28 protein-coding genes and 1 pseudogene are annotated in these 26,315 nt (G+C 43.7%); 8 read left to right on the top strand and 21 right to left on the bottom strand.

Translation table 11 applies throughout. The features are described from left to right. Window positions 1-22: 22 nt before the first annotated feature. The 5 genes from HADU_RS00585 to HADU_RS00565 all read right to left on the bottom strand — a co-directional run bounded on the left by HADU_RS00585 (window position 23) and on the right by HADU_RS00565 (window position 4,671). Window positions 23-625: a DUF1294 domain-containing protein gene (locus HADU_RS00585; protein ID WP_008302324.1), complete on the bottom strand. Its 603-nt coding sequence runs from the start codon at window positions 623-625 to the stop codon at window positions 23-25. A 154-nt stretch (window positions 626-779) separates the two neighbouring features. Then, window positions 780-2,495 (bottom strand): cation:proton antiporter, encoded by a 1,716-nt coding sequence (locus HADU_RS00580; protein WP_008302322.1) that lies wholly within the window; start codon window positions 2,493-2,495, stop codon window positions 780-782. A 153-nt stretch (window positions 2,496-2,648) separates the two neighbouring features. Beyond that, window positions 2,649-2,804: a 50S ribosomal protein L33 gene (gene rpmG, locus HADU_RS00575; protein ID WP_001205031.1), complete on the bottom strand. Its 156-nt coding sequence runs from the start codon at window positions 2,802-2,804 to the stop codon at window positions 2,649-2,651. A 16-nt stretch (window positions 2,805-2,820) separates the two neighbouring features. Further along, on the bottom strand, window positions 2,821-3,057 hold the full coding sequence (rpmB, locus tag HADU_RS00570) for a 50S ribosomal protein L28 (RefSeq protein ID WP_004813275.1): 237 nt from the start codon (window positions 3,055-3,057) through the stop codon (window positions 2,821-2,823). Window positions 3,058-3,222: 165 nt separating this feature from the next. Beyond that, entirely contained in the window at window positions 3,223-4,671 is a 1,449-nt protein-coding gene (locus HADU_RS00565) for a coniferyl aldehyde dehydrogenase (RefSeq protein ID WP_034591954.1), read from the bottom strand. Between the two features lie 136 nt (window positions 4,672-4,807). Here HADU_RS00565 and HADU_RS00560 point away from each other — a divergent pair, with 136 nt between their 5' ends. The 5 genes from HADU_RS00560 (at window position 4,808) to HADU_RS00540 (ending at window position 8,485) form a co-directional block, all read left to right on the top strand. Next, window positions 4,808-5,527, top strand: a complete 720-nt coding sequence (locus tag HADU_RS00560) for a TetR/AcrR family transcriptional regulator (protein WP_008302057.1) — start codon at window positions 4,808-4,810, stop codon at window positions 5,525-5,527. Between the two features lie 60 nt (window positions 5,528-5,587). Continuing rightward, the gene (gene purU / locus HADU_RS00555; RefSeq protein ID WP_004813265.1) at window positions 5,588-6,454 is read left to right on the top strand and encodes a formyltetrahydrofolate deformylase; all 867 of its coding nucleotides are present in this window, start codon (window positions 5,588-5,590) and stop codon (window positions 6,452-6,454) included. 207 nt (window positions 6,455-6,661) lie between these two features. After that, window positions 6,662-7,435, top strand: a complete 774-nt coding sequence (locus HADU_RS00550) for an energy transducer TonB (RefSeq protein WP_008302056.1) — start codon at window positions 6,662-6,664, stop codon at window positions 7,433-7,435. Window positions 7,436-7,460: 25 nt separating this feature from the next. Then, on the top strand, window positions 7,461-8,081 hold the full coding sequence (locus HADU_RS00545) for a MotA/TolQ/ExbB proton channel family protein (RefSeq protein WP_008302054.1): 621 nt from the start codon (window positions 7,461-7,463) through the stop codon (window positions 8,079-8,081). Next, on the top strand, window positions 8,081-8,485 hold the full coding sequence (locus tag HADU_RS00540; RefSeq protein WP_005220866.1) for an ExbD/TolR family protein: 405 nt from the start codon (window positions 8,081-8,083) through the stop codon (window positions 8,483-8,485). Before HADU_RS00545 ends, HADU_RS00540 begins: the two co-directional genes overlap by 1 nt. Window positions 8,486-8,544: 59 nt before the next feature. Here HADU_RS00540 and msrA read toward each other — a convergent pair whose 3' ends face one another. The 6 genes from msrA to HADU_RS00510 all read right to left on the bottom strand — a co-directional run bounded on the left by msrA (window position 8,545) and on the right by HADU_RS00510 (window position 12,909). Next, window positions 8,545-9,063, bottom strand: a complete 519-nt coding sequence (gene msrA / locus HADU_RS00535; RefSeq protein ID WP_008302052.1) for a peptide-methionine (S)-S-oxide reductase MsrA — start codon at window positions 9,061-9,063, stop codon at window positions 8,545-8,547. 93 nt (window positions 9,064-9,156) lie between these two features. Then, entirely contained in the window at window positions 9,157-9,618 is a 462-nt protein-coding gene (locus tag HADU_RS00530; protein WP_008302050.1) for an META domain-containing protein, read from the bottom strand. Between the two features lie 100 nt (window positions 9,619-9,718). Then, the gene (locus tag HADU_RS00525; RefSeq protein WP_008302048.1) at window positions 9,719-10,765 is read right to left on the bottom strand and encodes a DUF4105 domain-containing protein; all 1,047 of its coding nucleotides are present in this window, start codon (window positions 10,763-10,765) and stop codon (window positions 9,719-9,721) included. A 28-nt stretch (window positions 10,766-10,793) separates the two neighbouring features. Further along, on the bottom strand, window positions 10,794-11,306 hold the full coding sequence (gene dfrA44 / locus HADU_RS00520; RefSeq protein WP_004813248.1) for a trimethoprim-resistant dihydrofolate reductase DfrA44: 513 nt from the start codon (window positions 11,304-11,306) through the stop codon (window positions 10,794-10,796). 96 nt (window positions 11,307-11,402) lie between these two features. Beyond that, the gene (thyA, locus tag HADU_RS00515) at window positions 11,403-12,245 is read right to left on the bottom strand and encodes a thymidylate synthase (RefSeq protein ID WP_005220875.1); all 843 of its coding nucleotides are present in this window, start codon (window positions 12,243-12,245) and stop codon (window positions 11,403-11,405) included. 172 nt (window positions 12,246-12,417) lie between these two features. After that, window positions 12,418-12,909, bottom strand: coding sequence for a lipocalin family protein (locus tag HADU_RS00510; RefSeq protein ID WP_008302046.1), 492 nt, complete (start codon window positions 12,907-12,909; stop codon window positions 12,418-12,420). Between the two features lie 418 nt (window positions 12,910-13,327). Here HADU_RS00510 and HADU_RS00505 point away from each other — a divergent pair, with 418 nt between their 5' ends. Beyond that, window positions 13,328-13,873, top strand: a complete 546-nt coding sequence (locus HADU_RS00505) for a hypothetical protein (RefSeq protein ID WP_004813242.1) — start codon at window positions 13,328-13,330, stop codon at window positions 13,871-13,873. 33 nt (window positions 13,874-13,906) lie between these two features. Here the strand turns inward: HADU_RS00505 and HADU_RS00500 are convergent, their stop codons facing one another. From HADU_RS00500 to lgt, 3 genes are all read right to left on the bottom strand, one after another. Beyond that, window positions 13,907-14,281: a hypothetical protein gene (locus HADU_RS00500; protein WP_008302043.1), complete on the bottom strand. Its 375-nt coding sequence runs from the start codon at window positions 14,279-14,281 to the stop codon at window positions 13,907-13,909. Then, window positions 14,274-14,663: a hypothetical protein gene (locus tag HADU_RS00495; RefSeq protein ID WP_005220888.1), complete on the bottom strand. Its 390-nt coding sequence runs from the start codon at window positions 14,661-14,663 to the stop codon at window positions 14,274-14,276. The genes HADU_RS00500 and HADU_RS00495 overlap by 8 nt, the downstream gene beginning before the upstream one ends. Before the next feature lie 95 nt (window positions 14,664-14,758). Then, on the bottom strand, window positions 14,759-15,568 hold the full coding sequence (gene lgt / locus HADU_RS00490) for a prolipoprotein diacylglyceryl transferase (protein ID WP_004813235.1): 810 nt from the start codon (window positions 15,566-15,568) through the stop codon (window positions 14,759-14,761). Window positions 15,569-15,662: 94 nt separating this feature from the next. Here lgt and HADU_RS00485 point away from each other — a divergent pair, with 94 nt between their 5' ends. Then, a complete protein-coding gene (locus HADU_RS00485) occupies window positions 15,663-16,445 on the top strand; it encodes an NRDE family protein (protein ID WP_008302041.1) in 783 nt (260 codons plus the stop codon). A gap of 112 nt (window positions 16,446-16,557) precedes the next feature. Continuing rightward, window positions 16,558-17,439: a permease gene (locus tag HADU_RS00480; RefSeq protein ID WP_008302038.1), complete on the top strand. Its 882-nt coding sequence runs from the start codon at window positions 16,558-16,560 to the stop codon at window positions 17,437-17,439. Window positions 17,440-17,541: 102 nt separating this feature from the next. Here HADU_RS00480 and rdgB read toward each other — a convergent pair whose 3' ends face one another. From rdgB to HADU_RS00445, 7 genes and pseudogenes are all read right to left on the bottom strand, one after another. Next, the gene (rdgB, locus tag HADU_RS00475) at window positions 17,542-18,168 is read right to left on the bottom strand and encodes an RdgB/HAM1 family non-canonical purine NTP pyrophosphatase (RefSeq protein ID WP_008302036.1); all 627 of its coding nucleotides are present in this window, start codon (window positions 18,166-18,168) and stop codon (window positions 17,542-17,544) included. 101 nt (window positions 18,169-18,269) lie between these two features. Then, window positions 18,270-18,860, bottom strand: a complete 591-nt coding sequence (locus tag HADU_RS00470; RefSeq protein ID WP_005220896.1) for a tetratricopeptide repeat protein — start codon at window positions 18,858-18,860, stop codon at window positions 18,270-18,272. Then, window positions 18,857-19,450, bottom strand: a complete 594-nt coding sequence (metW, locus tag HADU_RS00465) for a methionine biosynthesis protein MetW (RefSeq protein WP_004813222.1) — start codon at window positions 19,448-19,450, stop codon at window positions 18,857-18,859. Before metW ends, HADU_RS00470 begins: the two co-directional genes overlap by 4 nt. Continuing rightward, window positions 19,450-20,610 carry a homoserine O-succinyltransferase MetX gene (metX, locus tag HADU_RS00460; protein WP_008302033.1) on the bottom strand — a complete coding sequence of 387 codons (1,161 nt, stop codon included), beginning with the start codon at window positions 20,608-20,610 and terminating at the stop codon, window positions 19,450-19,452. Before metX ends, metW begins: the two co-directional genes overlap by 1 nt. Window positions 20,611-20,698: 88 nt before the next feature. Continuing rightward, window positions 20,699-21,666, bottom strand: a pseudogene (locus HADU_RS00455) (IS30 family transposase). Between the two features lie 145 nt (window positions 21,667-21,811). Next, on the bottom strand, window positions 21,812-23,509 hold the full coding sequence (gene leuA, locus HADU_RS00450; protein WP_008302031.1) for a 2-isopropylmalate synthase: 1,698 nt from the start codon (window positions 23,507-23,509) through the stop codon (window positions 21,812-21,814). Window positions 23,510-23,974: 465 nt separating this feature from the next. Next, window positions 23,975-26,266: a TonB-dependent receptor gene (locus tag HADU_RS00445; protein ID WP_034591947.1), complete on the bottom strand. Its 2,292-nt coding sequence runs from the start codon at window positions 26,264-26,266 to the stop codon at window positions 23,975-23,977. Between the last annotated feature and the right edge of the window lie 49 nt (window positions 26,267-26,315).

Genomic DNA, 26,315 nt, shown 5'->3' with positions numbered 1-26,315 from the left:
AAAGTGCGCTTTTTTATTGGATTTATTTCATTATTAAATATATGCCAAAAAAAATAATATGGATCACTGTGGTTAACCAAAACTTTTTTCGGAACTCTTGTTTTTGTGATTTATGTCTTAAACTGAGCTGAGCAAGTAAAGCACCTATCCAACCACCAAATAAACTCAGATTATGTAGAGTTTGCTCTGGTGTACGACGTTTATTGTTTTGGGCTGATTGTTTATCTTGCCAATAAGCGAAGAACGTGATGAGGTTAATCACTGCATAATAAACTAAGACCCAAACCAAGATTTGTCCTGTCAAAAATAGAACTAGTAAGGTAAGAATAAATGGGTAAGCTGCAATTTTAGACAATAAGTTTTTGCCACCTTCTTGTTGTTGATGGCGTTGGTCTCTTAATCGTTGACGTTCATAATCATGTAAAAACTGAATATTGGTTGCTTGTAAGTTTTTCTTAGTCCCTTGTTCAACATTATAAATCAGTTCATCACCATCTACAGGGCGTCTGGTCTTATAACTAAAATTTTTAATATGAACAAAAACACGTTCTGAAGTTTCATGGGTAGTCGCGAATCCAAAGCCTTGGTCATCTTTCCATGTGGTTAATTTACCTTTATAACGCATACTATTCCCCCACAAGAATCCTGTTTAAAAGACTTTAAAATCAAATATAAAAGTCTATAAGTTATTTAAATTAGGAGTTTATTATAAAGTCGATCAATTTTTTTGTCATAAAAAGGCAGATACTCATGATCTGCCCAATTTAAAAAATTAAAATTTAATGTGCCGAACTATGTTGATGGGCAATCTGAATCTGATGCAGGATATGACGACTCATGTTCTTCGCCATTTCTTCTTTAGCATAGTACACCGCACCCACATTATCGCGGCGGATAACTTCAGCTTCTTCCTTACTTTCGGCACAGACCAGTACCTGAATTTCAGGATTTAAAGTTTTGGCAATATCTACGATTTTATGAATGTCCAGAATATCCATAGGGGAAATAACCAACAGACGTGCATGCTGAATATGGGCCTGAATCAAGACGCCTGGTTCAGTCGCTACACCCGATACCGCTGCAATGCCTTTGGCACGCAATTTTTCCACAATCTCCCGGTTTTCTTCGGCAATCACAACTTTAATGTTTTGTTCCATCAAAGAAGTCGTGATGCGACGTCCCACTTCACCATGGCCAACAATCACTACCTGATCGCGCAGGTAGTCCTGGGATACTTCATCAGGCAGCATGGCCAGTGGATCGCCACTGCGCTCCAGTAAACGCGCCAGGTTGGAACGTTCGCGAATCCATTTCTGTACTGGTTCGATGGCAGCGAAAATAAAAGAGTTCAGAGTAATTGAAATCAAGGCACCCGCCAGAATCAGGTTTTGCCCTTCCAGTGACAGCAGATTTAGCGATACTCCAAGTGCAGCAAGAATGAACGAGAATTCACCGATTTGCGCCAGTGACGCACCCACTGTCAGCGCTGTGTTGATTGGATAACGGAAGAATAGTACTAGTGCCATCGCAGCAATGGTCTTACCAATCATAATAATGGCAACAACCGCCAGCACATGCAGGGGTTGCTCAATCATAATCCGCGGATCAAACAGCATACCAACAGAAACGAAGAATAGAATCGAGAAAATTTCACGTAGCGGAAGGGTTTCTTCTTCTGCACGATGGCTGAAGTCAGATTCTTTCACGACCATACCTGCAAAGAATGCACCTAGTGCCATAGAGACACCAAAGACTTTGTAGGCACCAAAGGCAATCGATACAGCAGCGGCCACAACAGTTAGCGTAAACAGTTCACGTGAGCCTAGACGCGCGACAACCTGCATGATCATTGGTATTAGACGTTTACCAACAATCAGCATAAAGGCAATAAAGCCTGCGACCTTGAGTAGGGTAATGCCCAAGGTGAGCCAGATATTCCCATCACTGCTGCCTTCCAGTGCCTGACCACCGAGTAAAACTGCAGTTGCAGGAAGTAACACCAGTGCCAATACCATGACCAGATCTTCAACCAGCAGCCAGCCCACGGCGATCTTACCGTTAATGGATTCAAGCAGACCACGGTCTCCAAGTGCTTTTAGGAGCACGACAGTACTGGCACAGGAGAGGCTTAAACCAAAAACAAGCGCAGAACCGAAACTCCAGCCCCAGAGCATGGAGACACCAACGCCAAGCAGGGTAGCCACTGCAATTTGCAGGATGGCACCAGGCAGGGCAATACGCCTTACCTGCATCAGATCATTTAAGGAAAAGTGCATCCCGACACCAAACATCAGGAACATGACGCCTAATTCGGCAAGCTGATTGGCGAGCTGGATGTCACCAACCACCCCAGGGGTATTGGGGCTAATCAGGATCCCGGCAATCAGATATCCGATCAAGGGAGGTAGACGCAAGCGCGCAGCGATATAGCCGAATGCCAGCGCCAGTCCAAAGCCTACAGCCAGTAATATGATGAGATCTACGTCATGTGGCACTAAACACTCCTTTAAGGTGAATTTTAAAATTTCAGTTTTTTATGGGAAATAAGCACAAAAAGTGCCAAAACAAAAAGAAAGTTTATCAAGCTGAATAAAAAAAATGCAAAAAAAAACGACCCTAAAAGGTCGCTTTTTTTCAAAAAACTAAAATTATTTAATTTTAGCTTCTTTGAAGATCACGTGTTGACGGATTTTTGGATCAAATTTTTTGATTTCCATTTTTTCCGGCATAGTACGTTTGTTCTTAGTAGTGGTATAGAAATAACCTGTACCAGCTGAAGAAACTAAGCGAATCTTATCACGCATTGTCCTGACTCCTTACTTAGATCTTTTGACCTTGAGCACGAAGGTCAGCAACAACCTTTTCAATGCCCAATTTATCGATAATACGCATACCTTTAGTAGTAAGACGAAGACGTACGAAACGTTTTTCGCTTTCTAACCAGAAGCGGTGTTGGTGCAGGTTCGGCTCGAACCGGCGCTTAGTTTTGTTGTTGGCGTGTGAGACGTTGTTACCAACGACTGGACGCTTGCCGGTAACTTGGCAAACCTTAGACATGGTGTAACTCCATTGATTTAGCCAACAGCAAATCTGTATGGCCAGTCAAAAATAAACGGATTGAATTCATTCAAGGGGCGTTTTATACCAAAAATGCGCTTAAAAGACAAGCGATTTTGTCTAAAACCGGGCATGAGTTGGTGCAACAGCTCATGCCTTGATCATTTATCGAAGAAGAGTCTTCGAAATCAGTTTATGAATCGGCTTATTAAACGGCGGGAGAATGTATTTCAAGCTATACAGCTTAGGATTGGACATTACAGACCGTTCATGCGACAAACTGAAGAAGCCTTCTGGCCCATGGTATTTACCCATCCCCGAAGCGCCAACGCCGCCAAATGGCAGGTCATCCTGTGCAACATGAGTGAGTACCGTGTTCTGGCCGAAGTGCCCTGAATGGGTACGCTGTGCGACATAATCGGCACGCGCCTGATCAAAGTCGAAATAGTATAATGCAAGTGGACGCGGACGGCTATTAATAAAGTCGATTACATCGTCAATTTGATCATATTCCATGATTGGCAGCAGCGGACCGAAGATTTCATTTTTCATGATATCCATATCTGGCGTCACATTGGTCAGAATGGTCGGTGCTATTTTACGCAGATCTGCCGGTGTTTCATTACGCGGGTTGATTTCAATAACCTGGGCGCCATGTGCACGTGCATCCTCTAAATAGCCTTGCAGACGGTTGTATTGCTTGTCATTCACAATCGAAGTGTAGTCCTGGTTATGGGTGATATCTGGATACATGGTTTCCACATAGCTGCGGAAATGGTCGATAAATTCAGCGGTTTTACCGCGTGGCAGGAACATATAGTCAGGGGCCACACAGGTTTGACCGGCATTCCAGAGTTTACCTACCGCAATACGCTCTGCCACATCTTCAATATCAATAGATGGATGAACCAGAACAGGTGATTTACCACCGAGTTCCAGAATCACCGGCACCAGATTTTCTGCAGCTGCTGCCATTACGGTTTTACCCACCGCGGTTGAGCCGGTGAAAATCATTTTATCGAAAGCCAAGCGGCAAAAGGCATCAGATACTGCACCGCCACCAGTAATGACTGCGACCAGTTCTTTTGGAAAGGCTTCCGCCAAGGCTGTTTCAAGTACCGCTCCAAAATGAGCAGAGGCACTCGAAATTTTTATCATGGCATGGTTGCCTGCAGCCAGTGCACAGACCAGTGGTCCTATCGAGAGGAGTAAAGGATAGTTCCAAGGCGCAATAATGCCGACCACGCCCAATGGCTGGTACTGCACCCAGGCTTTGGCTGGCTGGTGAATAATACTGACGTGACGCTTGGATGGTTTCATCCAGCCAGTCAGATTCTTGCTGTAATATTTGATGTGTTCCAGGCAGGTCAACAGTTCCCCGATTTTGGTTTCCCCAATCGAACGGTTGCCATAATCCTGATTAATTGCATCGGCAAATTGATCTTGATACTTAACTAAGATACGCTTAAGTCGAGCTAAACGATCGATACGTTCCTTTGCAGTCGGCAGCGGGTAACGTAAGTAGGCATGTTTTTGTTGTGCCAGAATGTCATTAAGGCACTGGCTGTCAAAAAAATGTGGTGTCATTAATGTCGTTTTTGTGTGACTGTTCATGCAGCACTACCACTTTTAAGAAAATCGATTATTTATTTTTAGAGTAAATACTCTAATTAGTCAAGTTACTTTGTGTACTCGACCGTCAATGCGCTGCTGGTGCGTGCGGGTATATGAACTGAATGGTTATTTTAGGATGTCCCAAACCAAAACGTTGAAAACGAAAGAACGTATTTTGCAGCTCAGTTTGCAGTTATTTAATGAGCGTGGTGAGCGTTCTGTTACGACGAATCATATTGCTGCTGAACTCGGTATGAGCCCGGGTAACCTGTACTATCATTTCCGTAACAAGAATGAAATCATCAAGGAACTGATGGAGCAGTACCAGAAGGAAACCCTGGAAATGCTGGCATTGCCGGATGACCGTCCGCTGGATGCTAATGACAAGATTCATTATTTCCAGGTGCTCAGCAGCCAGTTATGGGCTTATCGTTTCCTGCATCGTGATGTTTATCACCTGGTGGAAAATAATGAAGACTTCCGCAAGCTGTATCCGCGCTTTGCGGGTGAAGTCATGCAGCAGGGACAAAAAATCTATAAAGCCTTTGTCAATGCTGGCTTAATGGAAATGACTGATTCGGAAATTGAAGCCTTAATTATCAACTTGTGGATCGTGCTGACCAACTGGACCAACTTCCTGTATATGTCTGGTCATATTACCGACTCGAACCATCTGGAAGAAAAATGGGTATGGCAGGCATTGCGTCAAATGGTATTCCTGGAAGGTGCCTATCTGCGTGGTGAGAGCCGTCATACCTATGAAAGCCTGTTGAACTCTTTTGGTTCTTCCGAGCTTTTTGCCAGTCTGTCATCCGCTAAAGATCGGGAAACTGAACAAACTATTCAGAATAATTAAGAAACGCGCTAGAATACTCGGCTTATTTTTTAATTTATCTGATTAGTGACGTTTACCAACATGAATATGACGACTGCTAACACCGCACGTTTATTGATTACTTGTGAAGACAAGCCGGGCATCGTGCAGGCTGTTTCAAGCTTCTTGTATCATCAGGGCGCCAATATTACTGCGCTTGATCAATACGCGACAGAAGCTCAGGGCGGACGTTACTTCATGCGTGTTGAGTTTGAACTCGATAACCTGCAAAGTCGTAAAGAAAGCCTGTTACAGACTTTTGCTGTCAATGTTGCGGAACGCTATAACATGCATTGGCGTCTGGCGCTGGTAAGTGATGTGAAAAAAGTCGGCATTCTGGTGTCTAAAGTTGATCACGCTTTACTTGAGCTGTTATGGCGTCATGCACGTGGCGGTCTGCCATGTGAAATCACCAAAGTGGTATCGAATCATGAAACGCTGCGTGAATCGGTTGAAAATTTTGGTATTCCATTTGAAGTAGTACCAGTGACTAAAGACAATAAACGTGAAGCTTATGCAAAAATTGATGAGCTGATGCAAGGCAATGATTTGTTAGTACTGGCGCGCTATATGCAGATTCTGGATGAAGAATTTGTACAAAAATGGGAAATGAAAGTGATCAACATTCACCATTCATTCCTGCCAGCGTTTGTCGGTGCAAATCCGTACAAGCAGGCTTATGAAAAAGGTGTGAAACTGATTGGTGCGACTGCCCACTATGTAACGGCTGATCTGGACCAAGGTCCAATCATTGAGCAGGACGTAGAGCGTGTAAACCATGACTTTACTGTAGAGCAGCTGCGTGAACTGGGGCAGGACGTAGAGCGTAATGTACTGGCGCGTGCCGTAAGATGGCATCTGGAAGACCGTATTATTGTGGATGGTAACAAGACAGTGGTATTCCAATAAGTCTTGCATCATCATTCAAAAAGGCATACTTTAAGTATGCCTTTTTTTATTTGAGTTGTTTCTCTCATTTGTCGAAAAAAATGAAGAAAGTTGGGGATTGTTATTGCAAATGAAAACCCTTCTCATTTATTATTGGCGTACTTTAATTGTGCTAACCGATGAGCTTGATTATTTGTTTCATATCATCTCTTCAAGGTAAAAGATTTAATGAGCCAAGTTGCTTCTCCTATGATGCCTACTCCACCCAACCAGATGAAAAAGAAAGTCGCAGCTGTTATGGCAGCTGTACTGGTGGGACATGTTGGCCTATTGTGGGCTGTCAGCCAGATGGAAGCACCTGAACTCAAGCCTGTAGACAAGGAGCCGATGAAGGTTCGCTTTGTAAAACTGCAGGAAGCGCCAAGACCATTACCTCCGAAGCCAAAGCCTGAGCCGAAGAAAGAGCCGCCGAAGCCGAAAGAGGTCAAGATTGTTGAAAAACCGTTGCCACCACCTCCGAAAAAGGTTGAAAAAATCCAGGAAGTGAAGAAGGCTGAAACGCCTAAGGTTGTGGCACCACCAGTTGAAGCAAAACCAACGCCAAGTCCGGTTGTACCAACGGTTGTGAAAGAAACCAAAGTCGCTCCGACACCTCCACCAGCACCTGTGGCACCGCCTGCGCCTGTTGCGCCACCGGCACCACCTGCACCTCCTTCTCCTAAGAGTGTTTCTTTGGGTGGTGGTGTGACCTGGTTGCGTACGCCAAAAGTATCGATGTCAGCAGGTGAGTTGAGAAGTTCCTGTTCCATGGTGGTCGATATCTCAGCGAATGAACAAGGCAAGGTAGTGGCTGCGACAGCACGTAATTCAAGCTGCAGTCCTTCGATTAACCGTAAGGTCGAGTCTGCTGTACGTCGTGCACAATTAACCAAATATGTTGAAAATGGCGTTGCTTATCCAACACGTGTTGAGCAGCCCTTTGACTTCCAGATTACCAGATAACGGCTAACCCATTAGGAGTTCGAATATGAACTTTTCAGTTTATTGGCAACATGCTGATGCAGTCAGTAAAACACTTTATTTTGTGTTACTGGCAATGTCGATTGCGACATGGACGATCTTTGTACTGCGTTTACTCGGTACGCGCCAACTCAAGCAAGTGGCTTATGCACAGTTATCTGATGCCCTAGATAAACTGAAATCAAAAATGGCGCCTTTGGGCTTTGAACAACGCAAAGCCGTAGCTGAACAAGCATTGCTACGCCAGATTGCAGCTGAAAAAGCCAATGCGGAAAAAGGTGTGTCAGTTCTGGGTACCATCGCATCGATTTCACCTTTCATTGGTTTATTCGGTACAGTATGGGGTATCTTCCATGCACTGGTAGCAGTGGGTAAGAGCGGTCAGGCAGGTCTGGCTCAGGTGGCAACACCCGTAGGTGAAGCACTGATCATGACAGGTCTGGGTCTGGCAGTGGCGATTCCAGCTGTATTGGCTTATAACATCGCGGTACGTTTTAACCGTGGTTTATCGCATGAACTACAAGACCATGCTCATAGCTTATTGATTGATACGATGCTGCAACAGGGATCTGCCAAGAAAGCTGAAACTAAAGTTGCACAAGACAGTTTAGTGGGAGGTCAAGTTTAATGGCTTTTCAACTGGGTGAAGACAACGATACAGGCATGAATGAGATGAACCTCATTCCCCTGATCGACATTATGTTGGTATTGATGATCATCTTCCTGGTGACAGCGACCGTTGCGAACCCATCAATTCCATTAACCTTGCCACAAACGACTGCGGAAATTATTGATCTTCCGCCAGAGAACATTACCATCAGCATTAACTCTCAGGGTGATGTGGCATGGAATGGTGATGTGCTTAGCCTGGAACAGCTGGAAACCCGTTTCAATGAAGCTGGGCAGGCAGAGCGTCAGCCAACGATTGTATTGAAGGCGGATAAAGAATCACGTTACGACACCGTTGCTCAAGTGATGTCACGCGCGAGTGGAGCCGGACTCACCGATATTGCTTTTGCAACCGATAACTGATTTTTCCAAGATCAAAAAGAGCGACCTGAGATGGTCGCTTTTTTTATGACAATATTGCTTTACTTCAACAGTTCTACAAATTTGGCACGTAGCTTGTTGAGCTTTGGGGGAATGGCAAAGTTGCAATAACCCTGACTTGGGTTTTTGGCAAAAAAGTTCTGATGATAATCTTCAGCTGGATAGAAGGTCGGAGCAGGACTGAGTTCAGTGACTACATTTAAACCTTCAGCCTTCAGTGCATCAATAGTTTCTTGTGACTGCCGTTGCTGTTCTTCGTTCAGATAGTAGATGACAGAACGATACTGTGTACCGACATCATTGCCTTGGCGATTGAGCGTTGTTGGATCATGAGTGGCAAAGAATACATCCAGCAATTGCTTAAAGCTGATCTGGGTTTCATCGAAATCAATCAGAATCACTTCTGCATGGTTGGTATCACCATTACAAATCTCTTCATAGGTTGGATGAGTGGTATGTCCGCCGGCATAGCCACTAACAACTTTGCTGACACCACGAATTTGCAGGAATACCGCTTCGGTACACCAAAAGCATCCACCACCAAATAGCGCCTGTTGCATAATCTTGTCCTTAATTCCGAGTTTCTGTCTCTATTCTACGCTGTAAATATCAAATAGAAAAAAGCCTGTAAAAACAGGCTTTTTATTTAAGCTTTAGCGCGGTTGTACCGGACTTGCCAGCTGGATGACTGGGTTGCCATAGCTATCGAGCAGCTTCAGGGTTTTACCAAAAACCTGATAATGGGTTACTTTAGCCAGGGCTTCATTAAATTCCTGATCCAGATTGTCATTGTTCAGACAAGCCATTTTTGTACCCGCCATCTGGCTAAGATTCAAAGTGTCTTTGCCGGCAGTATAGCTGCCCATAATGCGGTTACAGCCATCGGCACCGCTAACACGCTGAGTGGCAGCATCAAATTGCAGGCTTGGGATATTACGTGTGGTAGGTGCAGTGGTGATTTCTGTACTGCCAATGTGAGTGACAATCCAGGTGCGGTTCTGAAGTTGCTGTAGATTTTCAACCGCTTGGGAAGAGGTCTGGTCTGGTGTGGTTTGACAGCCTGTTATTGCCAGCGCTGAAACGAACATTGCAATTGTGGTCACTTTTTTTAACATTGGGCTTACTCTTTTTCTTTGATACATTACTGTATATAAACAGAAAAAATAGAATGATACCAATACAATTTGTATCTTCGGGTTCCCGGGAAGATAGGTTCTATTCTGCTTTTGGCGCAGGTAATCCTTGCCGCAGTAGAACGGAAAATTGTTCACTACTGACCTGAGCAAATTCTTTGACACGTGGGTTTACATGCGCTCGAGCATACCAGGTGCTTAGGTCCCAACCCTGATTTAGCGCTTGCAGGTCATACATATAATTCGGCAAATAACCCGACGCCAGCAGGCGATAATCTGTTGGTAATGGTTTCTGGGAAACAGCCTGAACCATATCAAACACCAGGGTAGTGCAATTACTGGTTAGAGTGTTATACCACTTCGGCTGTTGAGCCAGATCATCCACCTTGTTGAGATATTCTTTGAAAAGCGCCTTGGCTTGTGCCTGTGGCATATTAATCGGAAAAAAATATACCTGCTCACCGCGAATATTGCTACGGGTATAGATAATATCCCGTTCATCGGCCGCCACCAGACTCAGCTCAAACTTGCGGAAGAAGCCGCCGATAGCAGAGAAATCTTCATTTTTTTCCTTACGGATTTCAATCGAAAAGGTCAGTGGCTTCTGGTCAGCAAAGTCAAAACTCACCAAGGTATGGGCAATATGCGGTCCCATCCAGTAAGAGGTGATGACATTGACCCCGGTGATCTGATTTAAATTGATGCTGCGACTTTCCCAGCGCTCAATATATTTCCCATTTGGCAGCCAGACAAAATTACGCACATTATGTAAGGTGACTTGATCGCCTTGTTGTTCATAACTGAGAATACGGGCAACTTCAGGATTCCACTCCCGGTCCTGACGAGCGTCCAGGCTGAAATACCAGAACAGGCTAAACAGAAAAGCCAGAATATAAAGAAGGGTATCTACACCACGTGAAATCAGATGACGGCTAAAATAAATGCCGAGAACTGCACAGGCTAAAACAATCCAAAGACCAATCAGCACAGAACTGCCAATCATGCCTAAGGGTTGCTGTACCCAAATCGCAAGGCACAGCCATAGACTTGATGCGATGACAAACAGGGTAAATACTGCATTCAGTAACCAGAATAGCCAGTGAGGTGCAGGATTTCCCTGTGTATGCATAATTGAATCTTTAATTAAAAATTATTCTTCATTTTCTATAAGTTGCAAACTCAAAAGCAATCCCGGTTTTGTCGTCGATATGTTGTTCGGAAAAAACTTTTTTGAATTCAGCAGGAATTTCTGGGTAGAAGGCATGACCTTGTACATCCAGTTCGACATGGGTCAGTTCCAGACGGTCAGCAATACTCATTGTCTGTTTGAAGATTTCACCACCCCCAATAATATAAATAGACTCCGGTTTTTCTGATGCTTTTACATCTGCAACAGCTTGGCTCAAGGCATCTTCAATCGTGTGTGCGACTTTAGTACCTTCAAAAGACCAGTCTGTATCACGGGTAATGACCCAGTTGACACGTTTAGGCAAGGCACGTCCCATGGATTCAAGGGTCTTACGTCCCATCACAATTACACCGCCCTGGGTGATTTCCTTAAAATGTTTTAGATCTGCTGAGATATGCCAAGGCAGGTCATTGTCCTTACCAATACAGCGCTGCTGATCCATTGCAACGACATGAACGACTTCTAAATCCTGAAATGCCATACCCACACTCAAAAACAAGTAAAAATTGTTCCTATTAAAATGCAAAATCCCACTTTAAGCAAAGTGGGATTTCGATTTTCTTGGGTTTGAGAAAAATTAAACCGCGACAGGCGCTTTAATTCCCGGATGGGATTCATAACCGACAATTTCAATATCTTCAAATTTGAAATCGAACAGATCTTTAATTTCAGGATTCAGTTTTAACTGACATAGACCTAAAGGCTCACGACTCAACTGAAGTTTGGCCTGTTCAAAGTGGTTGGCATACAGGTGCGTATCACCACCTGTCCAGACAAAATCACCGACCTCAAGCTCACAGACTTGTGCGATCATATGAGTGAGCAGGGCGTAGCTGGCAATATTGAACGGGACACCTAAAAACACGTCAGCGCTACGCTGATACAGCTGGCAAGATAACTTGCCATTATGTACAAAGAACTGGAACAGGGTATGACAAGGTGGCAGTGCCACTTGACCTGCTTCGTTCGGGTTCCAGCCAGACACAATCAGGCGACGTGAGTTTGGATTAGTTTTGATCTCATTCACCAACCATTTGATCTGATCAAAACCATCATTTTTATAGCTGCCATCTTCATTTTTTGTGGCACCAAAGTTACGCCACTGATGACCGTATACAGGACCAAGCTCACCTTCTGGGCGGCCAAAACGTGCAGTCTGTTCTGCAGTTGACCATTCATCCCAAATACTGACTTTATTATCTTTCAAATATTGAACGTTGGTATCGCCTTTGAGGAACCACAATAGTTCAATCACGATTGAGCGGAAGTGGACTTTTTTGGTAGTTAGTAGAGGGAAACCCTTGGAAAGATCAAAGCGCATCTGATGACCAAATACCGAACGTGTACCAGTACCGGTACGGTCGCCTTTATCGCCGCCGTTGTCGAGGATATGTTGTAAAAGGTCAAGGTATTGGCGCATAAGTCTCTCTTAAAATCCGTTGAAAAATTGCTTTTATTTGAACTGAGCAATTTAAAATTGCGCTCATCATAACATTTTTTTTCGCAGTTCCACATCGCCGGGAAGGTGACTGGAGGAGGGAGAAAAGGCAATAAAAAAGGCATCCATAATGGATGCCTCTTTATCGTCTGCTTTAAGCTGTTGGCTTGCCGGTATGTACTGTGTCAATCAGATCAGACAAGTCATAACCGAGCGATTGTGCATAAGCCAGATATTCCTGTTTGGTTGCTTCATCAATGGTGGGAGTGCGATGCAACAGCCACAGATACTTCATGCTTGGCTCACCGACCAAAGCCGTTTGGTAACTAGCATCCAGCTTTAATACCCAGTAATCTCCCTTGGTAAATGGCACCCAGCGTAAACCTTCTGGCAGGAAACTGACCTCAAGTTTGGCATTGGCCGCATCTACAATCGTTGCTTCACCAATGGATTCATCCAGCTTGCCATCACCATCCAGACAACGGTTCTGAACACGTACGCTACCACTTTCATTCAGGCTATAAACAGCTGAAATATCAGTGCTGTCTTCAGGTTGATGTTTTATTGGGAGGCGGGCAATTTCATACCAGGTGCCTAAATATTTGGTGAGATCAAAATTTGAAACGGTAGGGATATCATGATTCATTATTTTCTCCGTTTTATTTCAGTTTATTTTTTGTGCTCAATCAGTCTAAACATGAGGCTGCTAAAGAAAAGATGTAATCATGTAGTGAAATGTTGTGTTTGTTTTCAATGGGATGGGAATGGGTAGAGCATATACAAGAAGTGTTAAGTAGGTCGGAATCTAGTCATATTTTTATAATTTATTGCTTAAAAATATGTCTATTAATTAATTTTTTATTCAATAAAACTTAATAATAAAAATTTTTATAACTTAATAGATTTAAATAATTCTATACAGAATAATGGTTTACATTTAATCAGTTAAATATTGATAAATTTATTTACATTTTGAACGTGAAAAATAACATTAATGGGGCTAGTATTTGGGCCTTTCAAAAGATATGAACGCCTGCTTAAGGGCGAGGAGTACTTGGTTTAATATGATTTATGATCATCAAGTGAATATGAGTGAAGTTCATGCTCCTGTTCAAGCGAACGTCATAATTCGTTCCCAGTCGGGACAAAATTCTAAACGTCAGCCTCAGCGTAACAGCTCTGAATCAGCTCGTAATACAAGTTCTGAATCACGCAAGACTTTTAGTGCGATGAATGGCCAGCGTTTTAATATTGAAAAATTCACCAGTTATCTGCAAGGCATTACCCGTAGTACCAGTACACAGAAATGTGCGCGCAGTATTCGTATCGGTTTGCAATCTTCAGGTGCAAAAATTGTGAATCATCCTGTAGCTGCAGCTGACTGGGGCGGCACCTTACAGAAATTGGGCTACCGTAAAATCAACCTGTCATTTGACCGTCCGAAAAAGGGTGATATCTATATCATTGACCGGACTTCCAAGCATAAGTACGGGCATATTGCAGCATACTCAGGTTCTGCATGGGTATCGGATTTCAGACAGTCAGGTTATGCGGTTTATCGTAATTCTGATGTGAAATACACTTATTACCGCCTGGATTCTCACCTTTAAGTTAGAAGTTAAAAGTAGCATTTGCGAAATGGTTCAATCTTCGAAGCGTTTCGCACGATTCCCGTAAATAGACAGGATAAATAATCCAAGCGCGCTGAAGCCAATGCATTGAATGCCTAAAGCTATCTTGTGCTGTTCAGGCAGATAGCCAAACAGGGTGATCAGGGCAATCAGCGGAATACAGAAAAACAGTCGTGTAAAACCTTCCCGATAGGGATTCTGCTCAGGCAGTTTCAAGGCGACTGTACGTAAGCCATGACTAAGCATCCCAATTGCCAGACTGATGCCGACAAATATTGTATTTAGTTCTGCAAAGGTAGAAGCGTAATAAATCACTGCACAGGTGGCGATACAGATGATCAGCCTGATCTGGCGTGTGCAGCGTTCGGAATACCAGTAATTAAGCATGAGGCGGTGGAGTGTCCGTGTTTTTATGCATTAAAGACAGTGGTGAAAACAGGCAGATGGCAATCGCCATAAAGCCAATGCCCTGCCCACCTGAAACCAGGATCTCGCCATCCTTCATATTCATAAAGACTAATGCCAATAATAGGGCAATTGGAATCCAGGTCAGTATGCGATAGAACAAGCCTGTCGGATTCTTTGCAGCAAAATGAATTTTGCAATAACGGCAGATCAGGAAAATAATTCCAGTACCGGCGAACATCAGAATCGCATCCAGCGGTAAAGGTTCTATCCAGTACAGTACTGCTGTCAGTACGGCAATCACGATAAAAATCAGTAATTTTTTAATGACAGAAATTTGCGGATTAAACCAGTATTCAAGCATGGCAACCGTGAAGATTCAAAAGAGTTGATCTGCACTTTAGCATATTTCAGATATAAAAAAGCGAGGCAGATGCCTCGCAATATGTTCAGGATGTCTTATACGTTTTTCTGTGGACCCCAGTCATAAATTTTTTTCTGGTAGGCATACCACATCATCCATAGGCCAATCAGAATCATTGGCAGGCTGAGGAATTGCCCCTTACTCATCCAGCCAATAAATAATTGACCATTGTCCGGTTCACGGAAAAATTCGACGATGAAACGTGCCAGACCGTAACCAATCAGGAACAGCGCAGAAACTGCCATACGTGGGCGAGGTTTAGAGCTGAACCACCACAGTACAATAAACAGAATCAGACCTTCACAAAGTGCCTGATACAGTTGTGATGGATGACGAACCAGTTGGAGTGGATCGGTTGGGAAAATCATGCCAAAAGCAAAGTTTGGGTCAGTCACCTGACGACCATACAGTTCCCCGCCGATGAAATTACCAATACGGCCAAACATCAGACCGGTCGGTACACACGGCGCGATAAAGTCCAGAGTCTGGAACCAGGTCATGTTGTATTTTTTACACCAGAGTAGCATCGCCAGGATTACACCGAGGAAACCGCCATGGAAGCTCATGCCACCTGTCCAGATCTGGAACAGCCACAATGGGTCTGCCAGAAACTGGGAAAAACCGTAGAAAAATACATAACCAACACGGCCACCGATAATCACCCCAAGCGCCCCGAAGAAGATTAAATCCGAGACCATATCTGATGTCCAGCCGCGTTGTTTAGCGCGATACGTCGCCAGTCCCCAGGCAAATAAAAATGCCATCAGGTACATCAGTCCATACCAGTGGACCTGCAATGGCCCGAGCGAAATCGCTACAGGATCAATATTGGGATAGTTGAGCATGCATCTTCCTTTGTCTTTCTGTTTTGTGCTGATTTTAGCCTAAACTTGGGAAAAATGTTGTACATTCAATGTGTAAAGATCTAGAGCATCAATTATGTGTATCGTTGCCTTGGCCTGGCGTGTACTGGATGACACGCCACTTTGTCTGATTTCAAACCGGGATGAGTTTTATCAGCGTCCGACAGCCGCCCTGCATGCCTGGCAAAATAGCCCAATTATTGCAGGTCAGGATCTGCAGTCTGGTGGTACCTGGATGGGTATAACTACTTCAGGACGATGGGCAGTGATTACCAATTTCAGGGATGGTAATGACAAGAATAACTACCCAACTTCACGTGGACATATCATTCAGCATTTTCTGGAATCTGAATTGACACCTATCCGGTTTGCTCAAGAACTAGAAAAACGTCAATGTGATTATGCTGGCTTTAACCTGTTTGTCGGCGATCGAGAGCAGGCGGTCTATATGAGCAACCGTGGTGAAGCACCGCAAGTGTTGGCGCACGGTGTATATGTGGTATCCAATGGCTTGCTGACTGAGCATTGGGAAAAAACCCGTCACTTACGTAAGCGTTTTACCCAGGAATTCCTGCCCATGATGCAGCATCCAGATATACCTGAGTCGGATCTTTATTATGCCGTCTGGGATATTCTGGAAGATGAACGCAAGATCATTCCGGAGTTGTTGCCGAAGACCGGGATTTCACATGAACTGGAACAGTTGTTGTCTTCAACCTTTATTCAAAGTCCAGTGTATGGCACGCGCTGTTCTAATTTCCTGCGAATGAAAACCGATGAATGGCAGTGGCTGGAAAAATCCCAGCAGGGTGAAACCGCAGGGCAGGTCGTTGTGCAAGTCATTCCGATCACTTCATAAATAACAGTATTGGTGATGATATTTATAAAAAGATCAGTTTAAACAGTGAACTCTGAAAACAGATAGGTATGATAGGATAAAGCCCATCTATCTACGCATTTTCAGCTTTCCTATGGCATTGCTCCTTCCGCTTATTTCATTTCTGATTGGATTCTGGGGCGTTCATTATTTAAAGTCGATCCGTCCATTCATGGCGGCCTTGCTGGCACGTCTTTTGATTCCCTTGATTGTCATTTACAACATGGTGTTTTATAAGTCGGGCAGTCTGTGGCTGATCGGTTTTAGTATCTTTAGCTCACTGTTTCTGTTTGGCCTGTTCTTTCTTTTCTCCAAAGATAAATTGCGGGCATTATGTTTTAGTTATTTAAATGGGGTCTGGCTTGGCTTTCCTTTTGCCTTAGCTGTATTTGGTCCGGATGCCTTAAATACTATTGTTGCTCTTTATATTGGTGGTTCCTTATTTGGCAATGTCAGTGCAGTAGTGGCAGTCAGTGCTGAAAAACAGGCTCCCCAATTCATTATTAAAAATATGCTGAAATCCCCGCCAGTGATTGCGCTTTCTATTGCAGCGATTCTGTCTTTCTGGGATTTTAGTGCCTATGAAGCACATCCAATGATTCAATGGGGCTATGCCGCGAACAAGTTTCTGGTGACTTTTGCCGGTATGTGTATTCTGGGGATGTGGCTGAGTAAAGTCAGGATTCAACTGAGTGATTTAAAACGCAGCTTGATCTTGATCAGCGGTCGTTTTGTGCTGGCTCTAGGTCTGGCAGCAGGGGCTTATTTCTTGTTACCGATTCCACATCAAGCCCTGACATATGCCGTGATGATGATGTACTTCCTGCTTCCACCCGCAGCTAATATTGTGGCACTGGAAACCCATTATCAAGGTACGGGTTATTCAGCGAAATATATTGCTTCAGGAACGATTGCCAGTGCGATCTTGATCGGCGTATATGGAGTGGTGGTGCATGCGTTGGTGCCGGGTTTATAAAAATATCAGAAAAGTCCTTTTCCCCGAGAGAGAATAAGATGCATTTTAAATCCCTTACCCCAGCCCTCTCCCAACGGGAGAGGGAGCCATGAGAGATGAAACTTACTTTTCCAGACTCGCTTTAAATAGCTGCATTGCCTGACCACGGTGACTAATTCTATTTTTTTCTTCCTTGCTCATTTCCGCACTCGCAATACCCAGTTCAGGTAACCAGAACAGCGGATCATAGCCAAAGCCATTTTCACCACGGGCTGCTTCCAAGATCTCACCTTTCCAGATGCCCTGGAAGATTTGTGGTAATGGGTCTTCGGCATGTTGAACTAAGGCCAGTACACACACAAACATGCCTTCAATCGGTTCACCGTCGTTACGCAGTGGTTTCAGGTCAGCCAGTAGTTTTTCATTGTTCGCTGCATCATCACCATGTTCACCCGCATAACGTGCAGAGTAAATCCCAGGTGCACCGCCCAGAACTGGTACACAAATCCCTGAATCATCAGCAATCGCAGGTTTGTCAGAAATACGTGAGGCATGACGCGCCTTGATAATGGCATTTTCAACAAAGCTCAAACCATCTTCAATTGCGTCTTCAATATGCAGCTTACCTTGAGGAATAACTTCAACTGGAAGTTTGAGTTCTGCAAACATCTTTTCAAATTCTGCAATCTTGCCCTTGTTATTACTTGCCAGTACCAGTGTGCCTTGGGATAACCAGTCAGTTGAAGCCATATCAATTACTCATCTTTCAAATTACATATATGTAGTGTAGCAACTTGCTACAGTTTTCAGGCCATAAAAAGCACCCGAAGGTGCTATTTATACCATTCAGCTTATTGTGCCTGAATCCATCTGTCAGCACGATCACGTGCCTGACGGATCTGTTCCTGGGTCAAGTTGGCTGCCAATGCAGTTTTCTTGCCTTCAGATAAAGTAATCACTTTATTGTCCAGCATGCCGTCACGGGTAGAGAGTTCATACCACTGGTAAGCACCCATATAGTTTTTCTTTTTCTCTTCCATCATCGCCAGGTTAAAGCTGGCACGATTATCACCACGGCTGGCTGCTTTTTCAAAGTACTGGCGAGCCAGCGTTTCATCTTTCTTGGTGCCAATACCATCTGCCAGCATACGGCCTACATTCAATTGAGCAACTGCCAGACCTTGATCGGCTGCTGCTTTATACCAGGCAAAAGCCTGACGTTCATCTTTCTGAATGTCTTTACCATACTGGTATTTGGTTGCTAAATAGAATTGTGCACCTGGCTGTCCTGCCTTCGCTGCCTTAATCAGGCTATTAATGTCCATGATAGAATATTGTGCGGCCTGACTTGCGACAGAAGGCGTTGGAGCAACATAGTCTGCTTGGGCCTGAAAGCTAAAAAGTCCAGCCAGTAGCGTCGTACTTAGTAATAATTTTTTCATAGAGCGCTCACTCGATAAATTGCGACTTCACCAAACAGATTAGGGAGGTGCTTGCTGAGCATGCTGCCTTGTTGATTCCCATTTACAGCGAGTCGGTTAATAATTTTGATGTTATTTTCCGCGCAAAGTGCTTCAAAGTCACGGAAAGTACATAAGTGGATGTTCGGTGTGTTATACCACATATAGGGTAAAGCTTCCGAAACAGGCATTTTCCCTTTTAGTGCCAGGAAAGAACGAGTCTTCCAGTGCGCAAAGTTTGGGAAAGTAATAATCGCCTGTTTACCCACTCGCACCATATCACGCAATAAAACGTCCGGTGCATCTACAGCTTGCAAAGCCTGTGCCATGACAACATAGTCAAAAGACTGGTCTGCAAAACGACTTAATCCCAGATTTAAGTCTTGCTGGATGATATTTAACCCACGACTGACTGCAATTGCAATCTTTTCCTGATCAATTTCTAATCCGTATGCACGAATATTGTACTTTTTGCTCATATGAGCCAGTAATTCACCGTCGCCACAGCCAAGGTCTAGGACGCGTGAACCCGGTTTAATCCAACGTTCTGCCAGTTGTTGATCAATACGCATTACACAGCCTCCTTCGGGGTTGATTTTAACAGTTCTTCACCACCCAGGAAGGCACGCAATGACTTCACATACAGTGGAATCGGGAACAAGAAGGAGTCATGGCCTTGCTCAGCATCAATATCCAGATAGCTGACAGGCTTATTATTGGTAATTAAGGCGTCTACGATTTCAACAGAACGTGAAGGCGAGAACCGCCAGTCAGTTGTAAAAGAGACCACGAGGAATTTACATTTGGTTTGGGCCATTGCCTTTACCAATGACAGTTGATATTCACGTGAAGGATCAAAGTAATCCAGCGCCTTGGTCATAATCAGGTAAGTATTGGCATCAAAGTTCCGGCTAAATTGTTCACCTTGATAGCGCAAATAGCTTTCGACCTGGAACTCCACATCGAAACCATACATAAATTTACCGGATTTTAAATCACGACCAAATTTCTGCTTCATGGCTTCTTCAGACAGGTAGGTGATATGACCGACCATACGTGCCAGAATCAGCCCACGTTTTGGATAACTATCGTGTTCCAGATAACGGCCATTATGGAAATCCGGATCTGACAGAATTGACTGACGTGCGACTTCATTAAAGGCAATGTTCTGTGCAGATAATTTAGGTGCGCTGGCAATAATCACACATTTTTGCAGACGATCTGGATAATCTACCGACCATTGTAATGCCTGCATACCACCTAATGAACCACCGATGACGGAATACCACACATCAATGCCGAGACGGTCAGACAGCATGGCTTGGGTTTTCACCCAGTCACGTACAGTCACTAGAGGAAAATCAGGACCATAAGGGCGATTGTCATTTTCAGGGTTCGGAGAAGTTGGACCTGTTGAACCATTACAGCCACCAATATTATTCAGGGCAACCACAAAAAATTTATTGGTATCAATTGCCTTGTTTGGACCAATACAGGCATCCCACCAGCCTGGTTTTTTATCATCTTCATGATGATAGCCAGCAGCATGATGATGACCGGAAAGGGCATGACAAATCAGAATGGCATTGGACTTATCGGAATTGAGTTCGCCATAAGTTTCAACCATCAGTTCAAAACGGGGGAGGATGCGACCGCATTCAAGCTCTAACGGCTGTTCGAATTGGAACTTTTGTGGGACAACAAGGCCCACTGAGTCAGCTGGAAAAGACACGGGAATGATTCGCCTTAAATCTTTAGTATGAATAAATAAAAGGATACCATTTGCAGGTATCCTTCTAAAGTCTTTTTAGTGGGCGAATTCAAACATGAGGTGCGACAGTTTCAAAAGCCATATGATAATCAACAAGCTGAGCAAATTTCTCTAATGGTGTAAGCCAATCTAACGCCTTTCTAGGACGAGTATTCAGTGACATGGCAACTTGATTTAAATAATGCTGATCTGCCTGATTTAAATCAATCCCTTTAGGTAAATATTGCCTAATTAAACCATTCATATTTTCGCATGTGCCTTTTTGCCAAGGTGAATGTGGGTCACAGAAATATACATCTATGCCTAAATCTTCTTCGAGTATTTTATGTTCTGACATCTCGCGTCCACGGTCATAGGTCAACGTTTTACGCAGTTCTGCAGGTAAATATTTCAGAGCTTCAGTTAAAGCCTTGCGCACTGATTCTGCCTTTGCATCAGGTAATGTTGCCAAGATACAGAGCCGTGTATTTCGTTCAATAAGTGTTGCTATCGAACTTTTATTGTCTTTACCTTTAATTAAATCAGCTTCCCAATGACCCGGTATTTTTCTTTCTTGAACTTCGGCTGGGCGCTCATGAATAGTTTTAATATCCTGTAATATAGAATCTTTTTTAGGTTCACCGTTAGCTTTTCGCTTTTTATTTTCATGACGCAGACAGGATAATAAGTCTTTTTTCAACTCACCCTTGGGTAATGCTCGTATCGTTGAATAAATCGTTGTATGGCTTACATTCATTGTTTGATCCAAATCAGGAAATGTCTTTAAACGCTTTGCTATTTGCTGAGGAGACCATAAACAACGGATCGCTTCAACAATAAATTTCCAGAGGATTGAATCGATTTTGAGTTTTCTGTGACCACGTCTACGTCTAGCGAAGGTGTTATCAGAAGCATATCGAGCTTGATAAACGTCATTGATGCTATTCTTTTAAGCTCACGATAGATCGTACTAGGATGTCTTTTAATGAGTTCAGCAAATTTTCTGGCTGAAAAGCCTTCTTTTCTTGACTCAAGCATTAATGCAGTACGATCTTCAAAGTTAAGATGATGGTATGACAATTTTATATACTCCATAAACCCTTTAAATTAATTAGGTGGTTTATGTCGCACTTCAAGTTTTACTCTGCCATGCTATGAATTATCGCTAATTCTAATACCGTGTCTAGACGGCAGCAGCAATCACCTGTTCAGTGCTTAACACACCCTGGTCAATCAGGCGGTTGGTACATGCGATAATCGCTTCAATTGAAGAGGTCACAATGTTGTCGTGGACACCAGCACCAAAGGCGGATTTACCGGTACCTTTCACTTGCAGTTCAACCAATGCCAAGGCTTTGGCATGTGCACCAGAACTGATGCTACGTTCTTCATAGTTCAACACGTCAATTGGCAATTGTAATGCATCCAAAATCGCAGAGATTGGACCGTTACCTTCACCACGTAAGCGCTGAGTTTCACCATTGACTTCAACATCTAGCTCAATCACCTGGTTGCCATTTTCATCTGACAATTTATAGTTCTTGGCAGCGTAGTGTGCATCTTTGGCATCAACATAGGTATCTTTGAATAAGGTCCAGATCGCTTGTGCTGAAATCTCAGTACCATCTTCATCGGTTTTTTGCTGCACGATTTGCGAGAATTCGATCTGTAAACGACGTGGTAAAGTCACGTTATAGTTCGATTCTAACAAGTACGCGATACCACCTTTACCTGACTGTGAATTCACGCGAATCACGGCGTCATAGTCACGACCCAAGTCTTTTGGGTCGATTGGCAAGTACGGCATATCCCAGATTTCTTGGTTTTTCTGGAATTCGAAGCCTTTTTTGATCGCATCCTGATGTGAACCTGAGAACGCTGTAAACACCAAATCGCCCGCATATGGATGACGTGGATGTACAGGCAAACCGGTACATTCTTCAACAGTCGCGATGATTTCGTTAATGTTCGAGAAATCTAATTCTGGTGCAACACCTTGGGTATACATGTTTAAGGCAATTGCCGCTACGTCCACATTACCGGTACGTTCACCATTGCCGAATACACAACCTTCGACACGGTCAGCACCCGCCATAATCGCCAATTCAGACGCTGCAATGCCACAGCCACGGTCATTATGACAGTGAACTGAAATGATCACGCCGTCGCGACGCTCAATGTTGCGGTGCATCCATTCCACCTGGTCGGCATACACGTTTGGTGTAGAGACTTCGACAGTGGCCGGCAAGTTCAAGATGACTTTGTTGGTCGGAGATGCTTCCCAGATTTCAGTCACTGCATCACAGACATCTTTCGCGACTTCTAATTCAGTTGCAGAGAAACATTCAGGGCTGTACTGGAAGATAAATTCAGTTTCAGGCTGTTTCGCTGCATATTCTTTTACTTTTTGCGCTGCATTGATCGCTAACTGTTTCGCACCTTCAACATCCACATTTAACACTTTTTGACGGAAGGTCGGTGAGTTCGAGTTATAGATATGCACAATTGCGCGTTTTACACCTTGTAAAGATTCGAAGGTACGTGCAATCAAATGATCACGTGCCTGAACCAATACTTCAATATAAACGTCATCCGGAATATGACCTTCTTCAATCAATTTACGGGTGAAGTCGAAATCAATTTGAGATGCAGACGGGAAGCCAATTTCAATATGTTTGAAACCGATTTTCACCAACATCTGGAACATTTTGAACTTCTGCTCGATGTTCATTGGCTCAAAGATCGCCTGGTTACCATCACGCAGGTCAGTACTCATCCAGATTGGCGCTTTAGTGATTTCATTGTTCGGCCATTGACGGTCTGGTAAGTCCACACGTTGATACATGCGACGGTATTTTTTACTTGGATCAGCCAACATCATGAGAGAGCTCCTTAGGTAGCCTGGCAGACTCGCTTGGTGCAGCAGTTGCTCAGTCTACAGTATAGATTTTGTCTATATATTCGTTTACAGGCAGGTGTGGATAAATAAGATCAATCCTGTATTTTTTAAAGTCTTGATCATCAGGATCGACCAGACACCTGCATGGTGAACCTATAATTAAATTTTAGTCCAGAAAACGTGAAAAGTTTTTGCTTTTTCTATGGATTTTAGTCGTATCTTAAAAAAGATTTTCTTATAAAGTTATTAATTGGGAAAATATTTCTTTGATCTATTTTAAATTTGTTGGATTTTTCTGTGATTAAGCAATATGGCTAAAATATTTCTTTATATGATAACTTTATTGAGAAGTTTTGAACAATCTATAAATGAGATTATTCTGGTGAAAAAATAAGGAACAGCCTGATGAATTCAGACTATCCCTGAATCTGATGATAATTGGCTAGCTCAGTATTTAAAATGCAGGCCTAATACAGCACTGATGCCTTCGGCTTCAGTGGCATAGTGGGAAGAATAGGCTTTGGTAAAATAACGTGTGTCGGACAGGTTATTCACATTTAGCTGTAGATCTACATTTGAATTGACCTGATAACGCGCCATGGCATCGTAACGGACATAACCTGGCACGAATTTGGTATTGGTAGCATTGCCATACACTTTGTCCATTGCCACCGCACCGGCACCCAGTGTCAGCTGAGGCATGACCTGATAGGTTGTCCATAAGGTTGCACTGTTTTCCGGTACGTTCTGCACCTGATTACCATCATTAGTAGCAGTACCATCGTCAACGATTTCACTGTCCAGATAAGTGTAGCCTGCAGAAATTGCCCACTTGTCAGTGACATTTCCATTGATACCTAGCTCAATTCCATCAACACGAGTTTCTCCGATATTACGGGTAGTACCATCAGCATCGGTTGAACGGGTATTGGTTTTTTCAGTACGGAAAATGGCGGCGGTCAAATTGAGTTTGTCTTCCAGAAGATCCCATTTAGTTCCCAGTTCCATGGTGCGGACTTTTTCCGGTTTTAAATTTTCAATAGCTACAGTAATACTTTCGGAACCATCACCGCCATCGATACCAACCGGGTTTGAAGAAGTGGCATAGCTGATATAAATACTGCCATTTTCTCTTGGCTTAAAGACCAGACCGGCCTGATAGTTAATAAAGTCATCTTCATTTTCAAGGGTGAGCTGATCACCTGGAACGGCTGTAATCGGCGTATTGTTGGCACCTGTCACCGCATTATTGAATCGTCCATAGGTCAAGATTTGCTGGGTCTTATAGTCATCCCAGCGCACACCCAGATCCACAATCCATTGCGGATGCAGTTCGATGCTGTCCAGGAAGTAGATCGATTTGGATTTGGTCTCAATATGATAACTGTCTGCACCATCCGTACTAATCGTTCCCGTCCAGGGACTCCGGTCAGGGTTATCAACAGAAGTACACCAACCTAAGACAATATTGGCAGGAGTGCCACAGGCTGCATAGGAACTGCCAGTCGCATTCAGACCGTTAATAATATATTGAGTACGCTCAGTATCCTGATCCGAATATTCTGCACCCAGATTAAAGCTATGCTGGATGATACCGGTGTTGAATTTACCGGTTAAAGCTAGCAAATCAGTAAAGGTATCGGTATCTGCGATACGTGAATTGGCCCGAGCCCAGACATTACCATTTAAAATGAAGTTTCCGCGTGAATCGTCAGGATTGGTCCATAGGTAGTCATTTTTAGAACGGTTAAATACCGCAGTATTGCTAAAGGTTAAATTGTCATTTAGATCATGTTCCAGCTTGAGGGTGCCAATCTGGTTTTCCTGTTTCTGGAAATCACGATCTTTCCAGCCATAATACTGCCCTTGTTTGACGTTAATCGGTTTACCATTGCCATTTAATGGCCGGTTATCAGGGTTATTTCCAGTAGGTGCCCCAAACGGATTGTTATAGGGAATGCCTGAGTCTGGAATATCATCAGTTTTTAGATAGTAATAACTCAAAGTACCACGCGTTGCATTGTCCAGACCAAAACTGAAGCTAGGTGCAATACCCGCACGTTTATATTCCGCACCGTCATGCTGAACCGCTTTTTCATTCTGATGGCCCATGACTGCGACACGAGCCGCCATACCATTGCCGAAGTCCTTGTTAGCATCTAAAGTGATACGTGCATACATATCTGTACCACCCGCAACAGAACCTTCCAGTGCATCTCCCTGTTTCGCCACTTTTGAAATCAGGTTAATACTGCCGCCAGTGGTGCCAGCGCCGCCCATGGCAGAGGCAGAACCTTTGGTGACTTCAACCTGCTCAACGGCAAACATTTCCCGGTTTTGTGAAGTCGAATTCCGTACACCATCCACATACATCGAACTTTCCGAGTTATAACCCCGAATAAAAGGCCGGTCCCCATTTGGATTACCACCTTCTCCCGCGCCTAGGGTAATCCCCGGCACAGTACGCAAAGCATCTGCCAAGGTGGTAACCTGGGTATCTTCAATCAGTTGCTGAGGGATCACAACCACAGATTTCGGGGTATCCAGGAGAGGGGCAACAAATTTGCTATTTGCCGACTGATCGATTTTTAAACCTGGCACAGCTTCCATTTGCACTTCCTGACGGATGGTTTCAAGCTGCACCACGTTTTCTTGGGCAATTGCATGTGCGGATGCAAGAGAAAGGGAAGAAATGATTGCTGAAGAAACGATTTTTTTACGAGATTTTATCTGGCTCATCATAGTTCTTTTTTATTTTTAAGTTTGGATTCGCAAATAATAATTATTA

The sequence above is a fragment of the Acinetobacter sp. HA genome, from assembly GCF_000264725.1.
GTDB lineage: Bacteria > Pseudomonadota > Gammaproteobacteria > Pseudomonadales > Moraxellaceae > Acinetobacter > Acinetobacter schindleri.
This window is presented reverse-complemented; position numbering and strand designations above follow the sequence as displayed.